The organism is Duganella kummerowiae, from assembly GCF_053572355.1.
The window spans coordinates 179,325-197,711 of sequence record NZ_JBKFEH010000010.1 but is presented as its reverse complement, the minus strand read 5'-3'; the positions used below and the strand labels follow the sequence as shown (position 1 = coordinate 197,711).

Sequence of the window (18,387 nt, the reverse complement as noted above, 5' to 3'; positions counted from 1 at the left end):
ATGGACGGCAATCCTCACACCGCGCGCTGGCAAGCCTACCTGGGCGATTGCAGCGCCCTGGTCGGCTTTGTCGAGCCGATGCAAGTCTCGGGCCGGGTCACGCGCGTGGCCGGCCTGGTGATGGAAGCGGTCGGCCTGCGCCTGGCGGTTGGCGCGGCCTGCACCGTGCCGCTGCCGGCCGGCGGCAAGATCGAGGCCGAAGTGGTGGGCTTCGAGGGCGACAAGCTGTTCCTCATGCCGCAAAGCGACGTCGAAGGCGTGGTGCCCGGCACCCGGGTATTTCCCGTCGAGCCCAGCATCCCCCGCCCCGGCAGCGTCAGCCATCCCAGGCGGCGCCCCAGCGACCGGGCCCGCCACTTGCCGGTCGGCATGGAACTGCTGGGCCGGGTGCTGGACGGCGCCGGCCGGCCGCTGGACAACCTGGGCCCCATCCACGCCAGCGACAGCGCGCCCATCAATGTGCGGCCTGCCAATCCGCTGGGCCGGGCGCCCATCGTCGACACCCTGGACGTGGGCGTGCGCGCCATCAACGCCATGCTCACCGTAGGGCGCGGCCAGCGCATGGGCTTGTTTGCCGGCTCCGGCGTCGGCAAGTCGGTGCTGCTGGGCATGATGGCGCGCTACACGGTGGCCGACGTGATCGTGGTCGGCCTGATCGGCGAGCGGGGCCGCGAGGTCAAGGAATTCATCGAGCAGATCCTGGGCGAGGAAGGCCTGGCGCGCTCCGTCGTGGTGGCGGCCCCGGCCGATACCCCGCCCCTGATGCGCATGCAGGGCGCGGCCTATGCCACCGCCATCGCCGAGCATTTCCGCGACCAGGGCAAGGATGTGCTGCTGATCATGGACTCGCTGACCCGCTACGCCATGGCGCAGCGCGAGATCGCCCTGGCGATCGGCGAACCGCCCGCCACCAAGGGCTATCCGCCGTCCGTGTTCGCCAAGCTGCCGGTGCTGGTGGAACGGGCCGGCAATGGCGAACTGGGTGGCGGATCGATCACGGCGTTCTATACTGTACTGACCGAGGGCGACGACCAGCAGGACCCGATCGCCGACTCGGCGCGTGCGATCCTGGACGGCCACATCGTCCTGAACCGCCGCCTGGCCGAGGCCGGGCACTACCCGGCCATCGACATTGAACAATCGATCAGCCGCGCCATGCACTCGATCACCTCGCACGAGCACCAGACCCGGGCCCGCATGGTGAAACAGCTGTTCTCGCGCTACGAGCGCAGCCGCGACCTGATCAGCGTGGGCGCCTACGCGGCCGGCACCGATCCCGTGCTGGACAAGGCGATCGAACTGCACGACAGGATAGAGCATTTCCTGCAACAGCAAATCACGGAGCGCGTGACCATGGACGAGAGCTTGGCCCAACTTACCTCTCTGTTCCAGTGATTGAACAGCCCGCCCCTTCCCTATAATTTACCACCATGGCATCGCTATCCCAACTTGAAACCCTGATGGACCTGGCGCGGCGCGAGACCGACGATGCCGCCAAGCGGCTGGGCGTGGCCCTGAAGGCGGTCTCGGACGCCGAGGACAAGCACAAGATGCTGGTCAGCTACCGGGACGAGTACAGCAAGCGCTTCGAAGCGGCCCAGGCCCAGGGCATCACGCCCATGGCCTACCGCAACTTCCAGGCCTTCATGGACAAGCTGGACACGGCCATCAGGGGCCAGCTGGAAATGGTGCGCCATGCGCAGGCCCGCAGCGCGCAGGAGAAGCAGGCGTGGCAGACTGCCGAACGCAAGCGCATGTCGTATTCGGCCCTGAGCGACCGGGCCCAGGCCCAGGCCATGAAGCTCGAAGCCAAGCGCGACCAGAAACAGATGGACGAACACGCAGCACGGCAGGCTTTTTATAAACGCTGACCGCCCGTCCAGAGGCGGCGGCTCAACCACCACGGCGCACCATGCAGACCCCAACCTCGCTCCAGCTCCCCACTTTTTCCGCCAGCGCAGCCGCCGCGTCCAGGGTCAGCCTGAATTCCGGCACGCCGGACAGCCAGTTCCAGAGCGCCCTGTCGCGTGAAATGGCGCAGCAGGCGTCGGCCGGCCCGGCCGCCAGCGCCAGCTCAGGCAATGGCGCCGGCAGCCAGGCCAATAGCAGCACCGGCGGCAACGTCAACCACGGCAGGGAAGGCAGCGCGCCCGTGCGCAGCAATCCGAATACCAGCACCAACAAGCAGTCCGCCCCGGTCAAGCAGGCCAGCCAGCAAAACCAGCAGGATGGCAAAGGCAGCGCCGGCGCTGGCGCCAGCGGCGCCACGTCCGCCAGCGCCGCGTCCACCGGCGCCGACAGCGGCCAGGATGGCGACAGCGGCGCCGACAGCGACGTCCAGGCCGCCATGAGCGGCAGCGTGGCCGACCTGCTGGCCCTGGTGGCAGCCTTCAATCCGCCGGCCAGCGCCGTGGCGCAAGCCGCCGCGGGCGCCGCCGCAACCAGCGGTTCCGCCGATCCGGCCACGGCCCTTGCGGGCGCCGCCGCCACGGCAACAAGCGCCTCGGCGGCCGCCCTGCTGGCTGCGGGCGACAGCCGGAATGCCGTTCTGGACGGCACCCCGCAGGACGTCGCGCAGGACAGCACGGCTCCCGGTGGCGCCGCGCCGGCAGGCGCCGCACAGGAAAACGCCGCACTCGGTGGTGGCGCCCTCGGTGGCGCCGCGCTGGCAGGCGCCGCACAGGAAGACGCCACCCTCGGTAGTGGCGCCCCCGGTGGCGCCGCGCTGGCAGGCGCCGTACAGGAAAACGCCGCCTTCGCTGGCGGCGCCCTCGCTGGCGCCGCGCTGGGCGCCGTTCCCTTGGACACGGCCGCCAGCGGCGCCGTGACCGGCGCTGACGCTGGCGCCGCCAGCTTCGCCGAGGACCTGGGAGCCGCCCTGGTCCGCGCCGGCAGCGTACCGGCCGCCGATAACGGCGCCGCGGCTGCAGCCAGCGCCGCCCCCCTGGCCGCCGCCGACGGCAAGGCCACTGCCGCGCAGGGCGCCGCACTGCCGGCCGCCGATATGGCCCAGGCGGCCGGCGCCGCCACCTTGGCCGCCAAGGCGCTCATGGCAGCCCAGGCCCGGGCTGCTTCCACCGCCGATACGCAAGCGGACAGCAGCGCCGCCGGCGCCGTCAAGGCGGATGGCGCCATTGCCGCGCAGGCCGACAGCGGCAACGCCACCAGTGCCGAAGCCGGCGCCCTGCAGGCCGCCCCGCCCGGCGCCGCAGCCGTGGCGGCCGCCGATGGCAAGGCCAGCACCCCGGCAGCCCCCGCCACGGTCCAGGCCCAGCCCGAGGCGGCCATGGCGCAGCGCCCGGCCGGCGAGGCCGAGACCGCCATCATCCAGAAGGAAGCCATGGCGACCGTCAACGCCGCGCCGGTAGCCCATTCCGCCCTGGAAGTGGCCAAGGCCGCCGCCAGCGCCATGCCGGCGGACAAGCTCAGCGCCCGCGTTGGCAGCAGCGCCTGGGACCAGCAGCTGGGCCAGAAAATCGTCTACATGGCGGCTGGCGGCGACGCCAGCGCCACCCTGGAGCTCAATCCGCCCGACCTGGGTCCGCTGCAGGTGGTGCTGAGCGTGTCCAAGGACCAGGCCACGGCCGCCTTCAGTTCCGCCGTGCCCGAGGTGCGCCAGGCGCTGGAATCGGCCCTGCCCAAGCTCAAGGAAATGATGAGCGAGGCCGGCATCCAGCTGGGCAATGCCACCGTCTCGTCCGGCATGTCGGACCAGGGCCGGGCCTATGCCCAGGCCAGCTCGTCCAATCACAGCGGCGGCGGCAACGGCGCCCCGGCCCGCTACGGCAACGCCAGCGATGGCGGCGACGCGGTGGCGCCGGCCAGCCAGCCGGTGCGCCGCAGCGCGGCCGGCGCGGTCGACATCTTCGCCTGAACCCAGGTCCGGCCAGGGCCGGGACGCGCCGCGCGCGCGGCCCCGGCCCTGGCCGTTGTTTATTTCGTCATGGAAACGTCAATCAGCGTGCGGATCGCCCCTCTTTTCCGCGTATCCTTGCCCGCGCTGTTTGCCGATAATGACATAATGGCGTGGTAAACCATTCCAGCAGAAAACAAAGGACACTTTGAAAGCGAATCCCAAGATGAAAGCCGAAGCAAAGGTGGAGGCGCCGGCCGGTGGCGGCAGCAAGAAACTGATCATCATCATCCTGGCCGTGGTGCTGCTGCTGGGCGGCGCCGGCGGCGGCGCGGCCTGGTATTTCTTGCACGGCAAAGCGGACGCGGCCGAGGAAGAGGACCACGCGCCGGCCAAGAAAAAGAAGAAAAAAGAAAAGGCCGGACCGCCCGTGTTTGCCGTGGTCGATCCCTTCACCGTCAACCTGCAGCCAGAGGACGCCGGCGACCAGTACCTGCAGCTGGCCATGACCCTGCAGCTGAGCAGCGCCGAGGAAGAGAAAAACATCAAGGAAAACATGCCCATCGTGCGCAACCGCATGCTGCTGCTGTTGTCCAGCAAGCATGCGTCCGAGCTCAACACGCCCGAGGGCAAGCAGAAGCTGGCCGAGGAAATCGTCACCAAGCTGCGGGAACCGTTCGAAGCGCGCGGCTCGCCGCAGGAAGTGGATGACGTGCTGTTTACGTCCTTCATCATCCAGTAACAACCCAGTAAGCACAGAGTAAGTACAAAACAAGCCATGGCCGATAATTTTCTGTCACAGGAGGAAGTCGATGCCCTGCTCAAGGGCGTCAACGGCGACCAGGACGACGTCCAGACCCAGGAGGACGTGGCCGGTGTACGCACCTACAACCTGGCGACCCAGGAACGCATCGTGCGCGGGCGCATGCCCACGCTGGAAATCATCAACGAGCGCTTCGCCCGCCTGCTGCGGGTGGGGCTGTTCAACTTCCTGCGCCGCAGCGCCGAGGTGTCGGTGGGTTCGGTGCGGGTGTCCAAGTACAGCGAATTCATCCGTAACCTGGTGGTCCCGACCAACCTCAACCTTGTGCACATGAAGCCGCTGCGCGGCACCGCCCTGATGGTGTTCGACCCGGGCCTGGTGTTCCTGCTGGTGGACAACCTGTTCGGCGGCGACGGCCGCTTCCACACCCGGGTCGAGGGACGCGATTTCACCCAGACCGAGCAGCGCATCATCCTGCGCATCCTGGACATCGTGTTCGAGGCCTACACCAAGTCGTGGGAGCCGGTATATCCGGTCGAGTTCGAGTACATCCGCTCCGAGATGAACACCCAGTTCGCCAACATCGCCACCCCCAACGAGGTGGTGGTGGCGTCCACTTTCACGGTCGAGCTGGGCTCGGTGTCGGGCCAGATCCACTTCTGCATGCCGTATTCCATGATAGAACCGATACGCGACTCGCTGACCTCCAGCCTGCAGGGCGAGGCGCTGGAAGTGGACAAGCGCTGGATACGCCTGATGACGCAGCAGATCCAGATCGCCGAGGTGGAGCTGGTGGCCACCCTGGGCACGGCCAAGGCCAATTTCGACGATATCCTGAACATGCGGGTGGGCGACATCATCCCACTCAACATCCCAGAATTCATCTCGGCCACGGTGGACGGCGTGCCGGTCATGGATTGCAGCTACGGCGTGCTCAACGGACAATACGCCTTGAAGGTGGAAAAGCTGCTGGCCAATTCCGATAACATCAAATAAGTACCGCAGGAGAGAAACATGTCCGACAATCAAGACGACCAGAGCCTGGACGACGACTGGGGCGCGGCCATTGCCGAGCAGGCCAAGGCCGAGGCCGAGGCGCTGGCCAAGGAACAGGCCACCCAGACCGCCACGGCCGCCGTGTTCAAGGATTTTTCCAGCCATCCGAACAAGACCGAGACCCATAACGATATCGATTTCATCCTCGATATCCCGGTCCAGCTGACGGTGGAGCTGGGCCGCACCAAGATCGCCATCAAGAACCTGCTGCAGCTGGCCCAGGGCTCGGTGGTGGAACTGGACGGCCTGGCGGGCGAACCCATGGACGTGCTGGTCAACGGCTGCCTGATCGCCCAGGGCGAGGTGGTGGTGGTGAACGACAAGTTCGGTATCCGCCTGACCGACATCATCACCCCGTCCGAACGCATCCGCAAACTGAATAAATGAAGCTGTCCTCCTTCATACTCGCCGCCTTGGCGGGCGCGGCCATCGCGGCTGCGGCCCTGCCGGCCCAGGCCCAGCGCAGCGTGTCCGGCACCATAGGCGCGGCGCACGCCGCCCAGGAGGCGGCCTCGGCCGGCACGCCGTCCGCCACAGCGCCGGCCAAGGCCGACAACCCCATCCCTGCCCCTGCCGCCGGCCTGTCCAGCGCGCCGCCGGCCGCGGCAGCCGCTGGCGCCACGGCCGCCACCGGAACCGCCGGCGCGGCACCGGCTGCCGCAGCACCGGCTGCCGCACCTTCCGCCACCGGCCCTGCCGCGCTGGGCATGGGGCCGGCGCCGTCCACCAGCGCCACCGCCGGCCTGCTGCAGACCACCCTGGCCCTGCTGTTCGTGCTGGCCCTGCTGGTGGGCCTGGCCTGGCTGCTGCGCCGTTTCGGCCCGCGCAACTTCGGCGGCGGCAACAATACCGTCAAGCTGGTCGGCGCGCTCAGCGTCGGCGCGCGCGAACGCATCCTGGTGGTGGAAGTGGGCGAGCAATGGATAGTGGTGGGCGCCTCGCCCGGCCGCATGAATGCGCTGGCCACCATGCCGCGCCAGGAAGGCCCCATCCCGGGAAACGGCGGCGCCACCCCGCCGGCCAGCGCCAACTTCGCCGAATGGTTCAAACAGACGATAGAAAAGCGCAATGGCAAATAAGCAGTACCTGAACCTCCTGCGCTGCGGCGCGGTGCTGGGCCTGCTGGCCCTGCCGCTGTGGGCCGGCGCGGAACCCGGCATTCCGGCCTTCAACGCCACCCCGGCGCCGGGCGGCGGCACCAACTACACGCTGCCGATCCAGACCATGCTGTTCCTGACAGCATTGTCCTTCATTCCCGCCGCCTTGCTGATGATGACTTGCTTCACCCGCATCATCATCGTGCTGTCGCTGCTGCGCCAGGCCCTGGGCACGCAGTCGGCCCCGCCCAACCAGGTGATGGTGGGCCTGGCCCTGTTCCTGACCCTGTTCGTGATGGGTCCCGTGTTCGACAAGATCTACACCGACGCCTATCAGCCTTTGCAGGAAAACAAGATCACCATGCAGCAGGCCCTGGAAAAAGGGGCGGCGCCGCTCAAGGCGTTCATGCTGAAACAGACGCGCCAGGCCGACCTGGCCCTGTTCGTGAAAATCTCGCGCGGCCCGGCCCTGCAAGGGCCGGAAGACGTGCCGCTGCGGGTGCTGATCCCTGCTTTTGTCACCAGTGAACTGAAAACCGCGTTCCAGATCGGCTTCGCCATCTTCATTCCATTTCTGATTATCGACATGGTGGTCGCCTCTGTCCTTATGTCGATGGGCATGATGATGATGTCGCCGGCCGTGATCTCCCTGCCGTTCAAGCTGATGCTGTTCGTGCTGGTGGATGGCTGGCAGTTGCTGCTGGGTTCGTTGTCCCAGAGCTTTTACTAGGAGGCTGGCATGACACCGGAAAGCGTGATGACCATGGGGCGGCACGCCATGGAGGTAACCCTGATGATCTCGGCCCCGCTGCTGCTGGTGGCCCTGGTGATCGGCCTGGTGGTGTCCATCTTCCAGGCCGCCACCCAGATCAACGAAGCCACCCTGTCCTTCATTCCCAAGCTGGTCGGCATCTTCGTGGCCCTGGTGGTGGCCGGACCGTGGATGCTGGCCATCATGCTGGACTACATGCGCGAAGTCTTCGGCGGCATCCCCTTCCTGGTGAATTGATGACTGTAACAAATGTTACAGTCACTCAACCCTCATGATTACGCTGTCCGCTGCCGATATCAACACGTGGATGGCTGCGCTGCTGTGGCCGCTCACCCGCATCCTGGGCCTGATCGCGGCCGCTCCGGTGCTGGGCCACTCCAGTGTGCCGGCCACGGTCAAGGTGCTGCTGGGGGTGGCGCTGGCGGCCATCGTGGCGCCCACCGTGCCGGCCCTGCCGGCGGCCGACCCGATGTCGCTGGCCGGCATGCTGATCCTGGTGCAGGAGCTGCTGGTGGGGCTGGCCATGGGCTTCGTGATACGGGTGGTGTTCGCGGCGGTGGAAATGGCGGGCGAGATCAGCAGCCTGACCATGGGCCTGGGTTTCGCCACCTTTTTCGACCCGGGCACCCAGGGGCGCTCGTCGGCCATCAGCCAGTTCCTGGCCCTGACCGCCACCACCATGTTCGTGTCGGTGAACGGCCACCTGGTACTGCTGGCGGCCCTGGTGGAAAGCTTCAACAGCCTGCCGGTGTCGGCCCAGCCCCTTTATTCGGGCGGGTTCAAGCAGGTGGCGGACTGGGGCGCGAAGATCTTCAGCACGGGCGTGCAGCTGTCGCTGCCCATCGTGGCCGCGTTGTTGATAACCAACGTGGCGCTGGGGATACTGACTCGCGCCGCGCCGCAACTGAATTTGTTCGGAATTGGTTTTCCGATCACGCTGGGCGTGGGCATGCTGGTGCTGGCCATGTCGCTGACCTACCTGGCCACGCCCTTGCAGAACCTGATGTCAGAAGGGATAGAACGGGCCCGGCTGCTGCCGCGCACCTGGTCGGAGCGGCCAGTGCGGGGTGCGCAAGCGCCACCGGCGCGCTGGCCGGACGGTCCGGCGATGGCGCGCCCGCAGCCCGTTCCAGCCCCACGGTAACACTTTTTTGGTTTCCACGCGGCAAGTTGAAGCGTATCATGAGGAACCGCTCGGAGAACCTGTAATGACCACCATCGTCAACGACCTCACCACCGACCAGATCATCTCCTTACGGACTGATCAGATCGTCCTCTTGACGACGGAGGATATGCGCGCCCTGAGCTCGGACCAGGTGGCGGTGTTGTCCAGCGACCAGCTGCGGGTGCTGACGACTTTACAAATGAGCAATCTCGGCCAGGCCGGCGTGGCCGGCCTGAGCTCCGACCAGGTGCCGGTGCTGAGCACGGCATTGGTGCGGGCCCTGACCACGGCCCAGCTCACGGCATTCAGCACCGACCAGATCGTGGCGCTCAGCACGCGCGAAGTGGCGGCCCTGCGCACCGACCAGATCAACTCCCTCAACCTGGCGCAGCTGCAGGCCATCGAGGCCTCCGACGTGCGCGCCCTGACCACGGCCCAGATCGCGGGTTTGGGTCCGGACCAGGCCGGCGGCCTGACCACCGACCAGCTGCTGGCCATGTCCACCGTGCAGCTGCGCGCCCTGGCCACGGCGGCCGTCGCCGGCCTGGGCACCGACCAGCTGACCGCCCTCACCACGGCGGCGCTGGGCCAGCTCAGCTCCAGCCAGCTGAACGCACTCGGCTACGACCAGCTGCTCGCCCTCACCAGCGACCAGATCGTCGGCCTCAGCACCCTGCAGTTCAGCGCCCTGGCCACCAACAGCCTGGCCTGGCTGAGCACCGACCAGATCCAGAATATCGAGACGCGCGACCTGGCTGCCCTCAAGAGCGCCCAGGTACGGGTGCTGAGCCAGGACCAGGTGGCGGCCCTGACCACCACCCAGATGGCCGGCCTGCGCACCGCCACCATCGCCTATCTGACGGCCGACCAGATCGCCGTGCTCAGCAGCGACCAGATCGCCGCCCTGCCCACCATCGCCACCCTGAATTCGGCCCAGCTGCAGGCCTTGAGCACCGACCAGCTGTCCACCCTCGGCACCGACGATGTGGCCAGCCTCGGCAGCGCCCAGATCGCCGCCCTGCAGGACTACCAGCTGCAGTCGCTGACCAACAGCCAGATCATCGCGCTGACCACGGCCCAGGTGGTAGCGCTGGGCAGCAACACCCTGGCCATGCTCACCACCGACCAGGTGGCGGCCATCGAAACGCGCGACTTCGCGCGCCTGACCACGGCCCAGATCCGCGCCCTGTCCCTGAACCAGGTGCGCGCCTTCACCAGCCCCCAGATGGCCGCCCTGTCCACGGCCGACGAGGCGGCCCTGAGCGGCGACCAGGTCGCCGTACTCAGCACCGACCAGATCGCCGCCCTGCGCACCGTGGTGCCGCTGACCACGGCCCAGATCCAGGCCATGACTACCGACCAGGTGACCTCGCTGTCCACGCGCGCGGTGTCCACCCTGACCAACGAACAGCTGGCGGCGCTCACCGAGGACCAGGTACTGGCCCTGAACAGCGACCAGATCATCGGCCTGACGGCCACCCAGGTGGCGGGCCTGGCCACCGCCACCCTGAACCTGCTGTCCACCGACCAGATCGTCCTGATCGAGACGCGCGACCTGCGCGGCCTGACCAGCACGCAAATCGCCCGCCTGTCGGCCGACCATCTGGCAGCGCTGACCACCGACCAGTTCCGCGCCCTGTCCACCGCCGCCATAGTCGCCATCACCACCGACCAGATCGGCGCGCTGACCACCGACCAGTTGTCCGCCCTGTCGAGCCTGTCGACCTGGTCCACGGCCCAGATCGGCGCCTTCACCACCGAGCAGCTGAGCAACCTGTCGACCCGCGGCCTGTCCACCCTGGGATCGAGCCAGCTCCGCGTGCTCAATTCCGACCAGATCCAGGCCCTGAACTCCGACCAGCTGGCGGCCCTGTCCACCGACCAGGTCCGCGCCCTGAATTCAGATGCGCTGGCGGCCCTGACCACCGACCAGGTCGGCTTTATTGAAACGCGCGATATCGCGGCCCTGAACAGCAACCAGGTCAACAAGCTCACCACCGACCAGATCGTGGCCCTGGGTACAGCCCAGGTGGCGGCCCTGGGAACGGCCGCCACCCTGGCCCTCACCAACGACCAGATCGCCGCCCTCAGCGACCAGCAGCTGGACGCCCTGGCCTACCTGAACCGGCTGAGCTCGCGCCAAATCCGGGCCCTGACCACGGCGCAGCTGAGTGGTCTCAACACGGCAGACATCGCCAGCCTGTCCAGCCAGCAAATCGGCGCCCTTGCCGGCGCCCAGGTGCAGGCCCTGAATACCGACCAGATCATCGCGCTGGGCAGCAACCAGCTGCGCGCCATGAGCAGCGACAACCTGGGCCTGCTCAGCACCGACCAGATCGCCGCCATCGAGACGCGCGACATCGCCAACCTGCGTACCGCCCAGCTGCCGGGCCTGAAAACCAGCCAGGTGGCGGCCCTGACCACCGCCCAGGTGGCGGCCCTCAACAGCGCCGAAGTGCGGGCCCTGTCGGCCGACCAGCTCCAGGCCCTGGACACGGCCCAGATCGCGGCCCTGTCCACCCTGACCGTGCTGACCACGCGCCAGATCGCCAATCTGACCACTGACCAGCTGACCAGCCTCAGCACACGCGCCTTCACCACCCTGACCAGCGCCCAGGTGGCGGCCCTGGCCGCCAGCCAGATCGGCGGCCTCAACGTGGACCAGATCGCCGCGCTCAGTACTGCCCAGATGCGGGCCCTGTCCAGCAGCGCCATCATGGCCCTCAACAGCGACCAGATCGCGGCCCTGCGCAATGCCGATATTGCCGCCATGAGCACGCGCCAGCTGGCCAGCCTGTCCAGCGACCAATTGCTGGCCTTCAGCAGCAGCCAGCTGGCGGCCCTGACCACCCAGGAAATCGCGGCCCTGACGGCCGACCAGCTGGGCAGCCTGAACGGGGCCCAGCTGGACGCCCTGGCCAGCCTGGCGGCGCTTACCACGCGCCAGATCGCCAGCCTGACCACGGCCCAGATCGCCAGCCTGAACCAGGCCGACCTGGCCGTGCTGCGCACCGCCCAGCTGGCCGCCTTCAGCACCGACCAGGCCGTGGCGCTCAACACCGCCCTGCTGCCGGCGCTGTCCACGGCGCAGCTGCGGGCCCTGTCCACGGCGGCCATCGCGGCCCTGACCACCGACCAGGTGGGCAGCCTGACGGCGGCCGAGCTGGCCTCGCTCTCGACCCGCCAGGTGGTGGCGCTGGGCACGGCCCAGATCGCCGCCCTGTCGACCGCCCAGTTCACGGCCTTCACCAGTGCCGAGATCGCGGCGCTGACGCCGGCCCAGAAAGCCGCCCTGCGCAGCGACCAGCTGGCGGCGCTGTCCACCCTGGCCAGCTTCAGCACGGTGGCGATCGCCAGCCTGACCACCGACCAGATCGCCAACATGCCGCTGGGCCTGCTGGCCCAGCTGACCACCCGCCAGGTGGCCTCGCTAACCACCGACCAGGTCGCGGCCCTGACCCCGGCCGCCGTCGCCGCCCTCACCACGGCCCATTTCCGCTCGCTGACGGCGGACGAGCTGGCCGCCCTGAATGCGGACCAGGTGGCGGCCATCGAGATTGCCGACCTGCTGGCCCTGTCCACCGGCCAGATCCGCGCCCTCACCACCGACCAGCTGGGCTGGCTGACCAGCGACCAGTTCGGCGCCCTCAGCACCCAGGACATCGCGGCCCTGACCACGCGCCAGATCGCCTCGCTCAGCGTGACCCAGGTGGCCAGCTTCGGCAGCCTGGCGCCGCTGACCAGCGCGCAGATCGCGGCCCTGACCACCGACCAGATCGCCAGCCTGGCGGTGGACAAGATCACCACCCTGAAGACCGGGCAGATCGCCGGCCTGACCAGCGCCCAGATCGGCGCCCTGACTACCGACCAGATCATTGGCCTCAGCTCGGCCCAGGTGCGCAGCCTGAATGCCGCCACCCTGGCCGCCATGGCGCCCGAGCAGGTGGCCGCCATCGAGGCCGGCGACCTGCGCATGATGACAACGGCCCAGATCGCCGCCCTGCGCACCGACCAGGTCCAGGCCCTGACCCTGGACCAGCTGGCCGCCCTGACCACCCAGGAAGTGGCCGCCATGAGCTCCCGCCAGCTGGGCGTGCTCAGTCCGGACCAGATCAACGCCTTGAGCTCGCTGGCTAGCCTGACCACCCTGCAGGTCGGCAGCCTGACCCAGGCCCAGATCGAGGCCCTGTCGCCGGACCAGATCGCGGCCCTGCGCACCAGCCAGGTCGCAGCCTTTTCCACCACCCAGATCAGCTGGCTCAGCGCCGACCAGATCGTGGCCCTGAGCACCGGGCAGATCCGCGCCCTGTCCAACCAGGCGTTGGCGTCCCTGAGCATCACCCAGGTGGCCGCCATCGAACTGGGCGACCTGGCGGCGCTGCGCACGGCACAAATGTCGGCCTTTACCTCGGACCAGCTGGCGGCCCTGTCGCTAGACCAGGTCGGCGCCCTGACCACGGCCGAGATCGCGTCCATGACGACGCGCCAGCTGAGCTACCTGAACAGCGCCCAGATCGACGCCCTGTCCAGCCTGAACGCGCTCACCACGCTGCAATTCTCCTCGCTCAACAGCGACCAGATCAGCCAGCTCAGCAGCGACGACCTGCTGACCTTGTCGACGCGCCAGGTGGCGGCCCTGGCGGCGCGCCAGGCGGCCGGCCTCTCCACCGACCAGATCGCCGCCCTCAGCACGGCCCAGGTGCGGGCCCTGGCGCTGGCCACCCTGTCCAGGCTGAACACCGACCAGGTGGCCGCCATCGAGGCGGCCGACTTCCGCGCCTTGTCCACCGACCAGCTGCGTGTCCTGACCACCGACCAGATGGTGGCCCTGCAGACCCGGCAGCTGAACGCCCTGAGCAGCAGCGGCATCGCCGCCTTCACCCAGACCCAGCTGTCGGTGCTCAGCAACGAGCAGCTCAGCTCGCTGGGCAACCTGTCCGAATACAACACGCTGCAGATCGCGGCCATGTCCACCAACCGCATCGCAGCGCTCAGCACGGACGATATCGCCCTGCTCAGCACGCGCCAGATCGCGGCCCTGTCGGCGACCCAGGCCAGCATCCTCAACAGCGACCAGCTGATCGCCCTGAGCGCCGCCCAGGTGGGCGCCCTCAGCACCCGCGCCCTGAACGGCCTGGACAGCGTACAGATAGCCGCCATCGAAGCCGGCGACATCGCCGCCCTGAAAACCGCGCAGCTGGCCGCCCTGGGCGACAGGCTGCTGCCTGGCCTGACCAGCGACCAGCTGGGCGCGCTGAACTCGCGCTCGGTGGCGGCCCTGAGCACCCACCAGCTGAGCGTGCTGAACCCCGACCAGATCCATGCCCTGAGCGCCGTTTACGGCCTCACCACGGCCCAGTTGCGCGCCCTCAACAGCGACCAGCTGGCGGCCCTCAGCCTGGACCAGCTGGGCGCCCTGAAAACCAGCCAGGTGGCGGCCCTGAGCCCGGGCCAGGCCGGTTTCCTGACCACCGCCCAGGTGGCGGGCCTGAGCGCGGCCCAGCTGCGCGCCCTGTCCACCGGCGCCATTGCCAACCTGAACACCGACCAGGTCGCGGCCATCGAGCTGGACGACCTGCCGTCCCTGAGCACGGCCCAGATCCGGGTCCTGAACAGCGACCAGCTGGCCGCCCTCACGCTGGACCAGTACGCCGTGCTGAGCACGGCCGGGATCGCGGCCCTGAGCACGCGCCAGATCGGCTTCCTCAGCGTGGCGCAGATCGATGCCCTGTCCACCCTGGCGGCGCTGGGCAGCGACCAGATGGCGGGCCTGACCACCGACCAGATCGCCGCCCTGTCGCAGGACGATTTCACCGCCTTCACCACCCGCCAGCTGAGCGGCCTGCTGGCCAGCCAGGCTGGCGGGCTGACCGTGGCCGAGGTGGCGCTGCTGTCCACGTCCCAGATCCGCGCCCTGTCCACCAGGCTGATCGCCGCGCTCAGCCTGGACCAGGTGGGCGCCATCGAGGCGGCCGACTTCCGCGCCCTGACCACGGCCCAGCTGCGTGCCCTGACCACCGACCAGATGACGGCGCTCTCCACCGACCAGCTGCACGCCCTGTCCAGCGCCGGCATTGCCGCCTTCACCAAGACCCAGCTGGACGCGCTGACCGCCGACCAGATGAACGCCCTGGGCAACCTGGCCGAGTACAACACGGCCCAGATCGCCGGCATGTCGACCGACCGCATCATCGTGCTGACCACGGACGACATCGGCCTGCTGAGCACGCGCCAGGTCGCAGCCCTGAGCGCCGCCCAGGTATCGGTGCTCAATAGCGACCAGCTGGCCGCCCTCAGCGGCGACCAGCTGGCCGCCCTCACCACGCGCGCCCTCGCCGCCCTCAGCACCGACCAGCTGCCCTTCATCGACGCCATCGACTACGCCGCGCTGAAGACGGCGCAGGTGCAGGCCCTGGGCACGGCCCAGGTGATGGCGCTCAGCACGGCCCAGGTCGCAGCGCTGACCACGGCCGAGATCGCTGCCCTGCGGGTCCAGCAGATCGCGGCGCTGAACACCGACCAGATCCAGGCGCTGTCCAGCCTGCGCAGTCTCAGCTCGGCCCAGGTGCGGGCCCTGAGCAGCGACCAGATCGCCGTGATTTCGCTGGACCAGTTGCTGGACCTGCGCACCAACCAGATTGGCGCCATCAGCAACAGCCAGCTGCCCTACCTGACCACCGACCAGATCGTTGCCTTGACCACGGCCCAGGTCGGCGCCATCAGCACCCGCGCCCTGACCGCGCTCACCGCCGACCAGGTGGCTGCCATCGAGGTGGCGGACGTGGCCGCGCTCAAGTCGTCGCAGCTGCAAGCCCTGAACACCGACCAGGTGGCGGCCCTGACCGTGGACCAGATCGCCGCCATCAGCACCTCGGCCATCGCCGTGCTCTCGGCCAACCAGGCCAGCGTGCTGACGGCGGCCCAGCTGGCTGCGCTCACCACGCGCCAGGTGCGCGCCCTGTCGACCAAGACCGTGCGGGCCCTGACGGCAGCCCAGTTCGCCACCATCGAGGCCGAGGATATCGCCGCCCTGCGCACCGACCAGGTCCAGGCCCTGACCTCGGACCAGCTGCAGGCCATGACCAACGAGCAGCTGCAAGCCATGACGGCGGCCGAGGTGGCCGCCCTGAGTTCGGCCCAGATGAATTACTTCAGCGCCGACCAGTTCCTGGTGCTGGGCGCCCTGGGCGGCATGAGTACCCAGCAGATCGCCCAGATGACCCCGGAACGCATCGCGGCCCTGAACGAGGTGCAGCTGTCCTCGCTGACCACGCGCCAGGTGGCGGTGCTGACCACGGCCCAGATCAGCGCCATGTCCATCACCCAGCTGCAGGCACTGAGCGCGGCCCAATGGAAGGCGGTCAGCACCGCCACCCTGCGCGCCCTCACCGCCGACCAGATCGCCGGCCTGGCGCTGGACGACCTGGCAGCCCTGAGTACGGCGCAGGTCGCCTCGCTGACCACGACGCAGATCAGCGCCCTCACCAACGACGAACTGGCGGCCCTGACCACCCAGGAACTGGCGGCCCTCACGGCAGCCCAGGTCAGGGTACTGAGCACCGCCCAGCTGGGCGCCCTGGCCAGCCTGTCCACCCTGACCAGCACCCAGCTGGGCACGCTCTCCAGCGCACAGCTGGGCAGCCTCACGGTAGACCAGCTGAACACCTTGCGCACCATCCAGATCGCGGCCCTGAAGACGGCCCAGGTGGCCTCGCTGACCACGGCCCAGATCGCCGGCCTGAGCACCGCCCAGGTACGCGCGCTGACCGAGGCCGGCATGGCCGCGCTGGGCAGCGACCAGTTGCGCGCGGTCGAGCTGGAGGACGTGGCCGCGCTCGGCACGGCGCAGCTGAACGCACTGAGCACCACCCAGATCACCCTGCTGACCGCCGACCAGGTGGCCGCCCTGCGCACCCAGCAGCTGGCCGGCCTCGGCACCCAGGAAATCAGCGCCCTGACCACCGACCAGATCAACATGCTCAGCACGCTGGCGGCGCTGACCACCAACCAGGTGCGCGCGCTGCAGACCAGCCAGCTGGCAGCCATCGACCTGGACCACTTCGGCACCCTGAAGACGGCCCAGCTGGCGGTGCTGTCCACGCGCCAGGTCGCCAGCCTGAACACCAGCCAGATCGCCAGCCTGAGCACGGCGCAGGCACGCGGCCTGAGCCAGGAGGCCATCGCCGCGCTCAGTTCCACCCAGCTGGGCGCGCTCAGCCTGGGCTCGGTGTCGGCACTCAGCACCAGCCAGCTGCTGGCGCTGAACACGCTGCAGTTGGGCGGCCTCAGCAACGACCAGATCACCTCGCTCAGCACGCGCCAGCTGGCCGCGCTGGCCACTGCCCAGGTCAAGGGCCTGAGCACATCGCAGCTGGCGGCGCTGGGCAGCCTGTCGGCCTTCGGCACGGCCCAGCTGCTGGGCTTTACGTCGGCCCAGTTCGCCAGCCTCAGCATCGACATGCTGGGCGGCCTGCGCACGGCCCAGGTGGCGGCGCTGGGCAGCGCCCAGCTGTCCGGGCTCAGTTCCAGCCAGATCGCGCAAATCGATCCAGCGCTGATCGCCGCCATCTCGACCCGGGCCTTTGCCGCCTTGACCAGCAGCCAGCTCGATGGCCTGACGGTCAGCGAGATCGCGGCCCTGAAAACGGCCCAGGTGAGCGCCCTGACCACGGCCCAGCTGGTGACCCTGGAGACGGACCAGCTCGCCGCCCTGAGCACGCAGCAGATCCGCGCCCTGCGCGCCACCCAGGTGGCGGCCCTGACCACCAGCCAGATCCCCAGCCTGACACTGAGCGAAGTGGCGGCCCTCACGGCGGCCCAGGTGGACGCCCTGACGGCAGCCCAGAAGGCGGCCATGACGGCGGCCCAGCTGGCCGTGCTGCCGGTGGGCAGCCCGCTGGTACTGGACCTGGACGGCAATGGCATCGCCACCCTGGCGCTGTCGGCCGGGGTGCAGTTCGACCTGTATGCCGAGGGCAGCCAGGTCGGTACCGGCTGGGTCGGGTCCGGCGACGGCCTGCTGGCCCTGGACCGCAACCACGACGGCGTCATCAACGATGGCAGCGAATTGTTCGGCACCGCCACCCGCAGCGGCGACGGCGGCAACAGCGCGGACGGCTTCGCCGCCCTGGGCGAGCTGGATAGCAACCACGACGGTGTGGTCGACAGCCAGGACGCGCAATTCCAGGACTTGCGCGTGTGGGTGGACGCCAACGCGGACGGCGTCAGCCAGGCCGGCGAGCTCAAGACCCTGGCGTCGCTGGGCATCGCCAGCCTGACGGTCCCGGCCGCGAAGGTGGCCGAGGATGACAACGGTAACTGGATAGGCCTGCGCTCCAGCTACACGAAAACCGACGGCAGCCAGGGCCAGGTGGCCGACGTCTGGTTCCGCACCAGCCGCGCGGCCCAGGCCAGCGCACTGTCGCAGGCCATCACGTCCTACGCCCAGGCCGATGCGGACAACACGGCGGCGGCCGGCGCCGACCTGTCGGACACGGCCGCGCGGCAAGCCGCCGCCGCCGGCGAAGGCACGCTGGCCGGCCACGTGGCCGAGCTGGCGCGCCAGCTGCGCCAGTTCGGCGCCCCGGGCGACGCCGGTCACAGTGCGGCCAGCGCGCTGCAGCACGAGGAACTGGGCCGCAGGCTGGCCAGCCAGGGCATCCTGGCCGCAAAATAGGCGCC

At 68.9% G+C, this 18,387-nt stretch carries 11 protein-coding genes; all 11 read left to right on the top strand.

All coding sequences use genetic code 11. The features are described from left to right. The 11 genes from fliI (at position 1) to ACLB1G_RS14445 (ending at position 18,382) form a co-directional block, all read left to right on the top strand. Positions 1-1,395 carry a flagellar protein export ATPase FliI gene (gene fliI / locus ACLB1G_RS14495; RefSeq protein ID WP_491627930.1) on the top strand — a complete coding sequence of 465 codons (1,395 nt, stop codon included), beginning with the start codon at positions 1-3 and terminating at the stop codon, positions 1,393-1,395. Positions 1,396-1,430: 35 nt separating this feature from the next. Further along, the gene (gene fliJ / locus ACLB1G_RS14490) at positions 1,431-1,871 is read left to right on the top strand and encodes a flagellar export protein FliJ (RefSeq protein ID WP_491627929.1); all 441 of its coding nucleotides are present in this window, start codon (positions 1,431-1,433) and stop codon (positions 1,869-1,871) included. A gap of 41 nt (positions 1,872-1,912) precedes the next feature. After that, positions 1,913-3,874, top strand: coding sequence for a flagellar hook-length control protein FliK (locus ACLB1G_RS14485; protein WP_491627928.1), 1,962 nt, complete (start codon positions 1,913-1,915; stop codon positions 3,872-3,874). 205 nt (positions 3,875-4,079) lie between these two features. Continuing rightward, entirely contained in the window at positions 4,080-4,595 is a 516-nt protein-coding gene (gene fliL / locus ACLB1G_RS14480) for a flagellar basal body-associated protein FliL (protein ID WP_491627927.1), read from the top strand. A gap of 36 nt (positions 4,596-4,631) precedes the next feature. Next, positions 4,632-5,612: a flagellar motor switch protein FliM gene (gene fliM, locus ACLB1G_RS14475; protein WP_491627926.1), complete on the top strand. Its 981-nt coding sequence runs from the start codon at positions 4,632-4,634 to the stop codon at positions 5,610-5,612. 18 nt (positions 5,613-5,630) lie between these two features. Next, entirely contained in the window at positions 5,631-6,059 is a 429-nt protein-coding gene (gene fliN, locus ACLB1G_RS14470) for a flagellar motor switch protein FliN (protein ID WP_491627925.1), read from the top strand. After that, entirely contained in the window at positions 6,056-6,751 is a 696-nt protein-coding gene (gene fliO, locus ACLB1G_RS14465; RefSeq protein ID WP_491627924.1) for a flagellar biosynthetic protein FliO, read from the top strand. The genes fliN and fliO overlap by 4 nt, the downstream gene beginning before the upstream one ends. Next, positions 6,741-7,499 (top strand): flagellar type III secretion system pore protein FliP, encoded by a 759-nt coding sequence (fliP, locus tag ACLB1G_RS14460; RefSeq protein ID WP_491627923.1) that lies wholly within the window; start codon positions 6,741-6,743, stop codon positions 7,497-7,499. Before fliO ends, fliP begins: the two co-directional genes overlap by 11 nt. Positions 7,500-7,508: 9 nt before the next feature. After that, a complete protein-coding gene (gene fliQ, locus ACLB1G_RS14455; protein ID WP_491627922.1) occupies positions 7,509-7,778 on the top strand; it encodes a flagellar biosynthesis protein FliQ in 270 nt (89 codons plus the stop codon). Between the two features lie 34 nt (positions 7,779-7,812). Continuing rightward, the gene (fliR, locus tag ACLB1G_RS14450; protein ID WP_491627921.1) at positions 7,813-8,685 is read left to right on the top strand and encodes a flagellar biosynthetic protein FliR; all 873 of its coding nucleotides are present in this window, start codon (positions 7,813-7,815) and stop codon (positions 8,683-8,685) included. A 64-nt stretch (positions 8,686-8,749) separates the two neighbouring features. After that, positions 8,750-18,382 (top strand): SPM autocatalytic domain-containing protein, encoded by a 9,633-nt coding sequence (locus tag ACLB1G_RS14445; protein ID WP_491627920.1) that lies wholly within the window; start codon positions 8,750-8,752, stop codon positions 18,380-18,382. Positions 18,383-18,387: the final 5 nt, after the last annotated feature.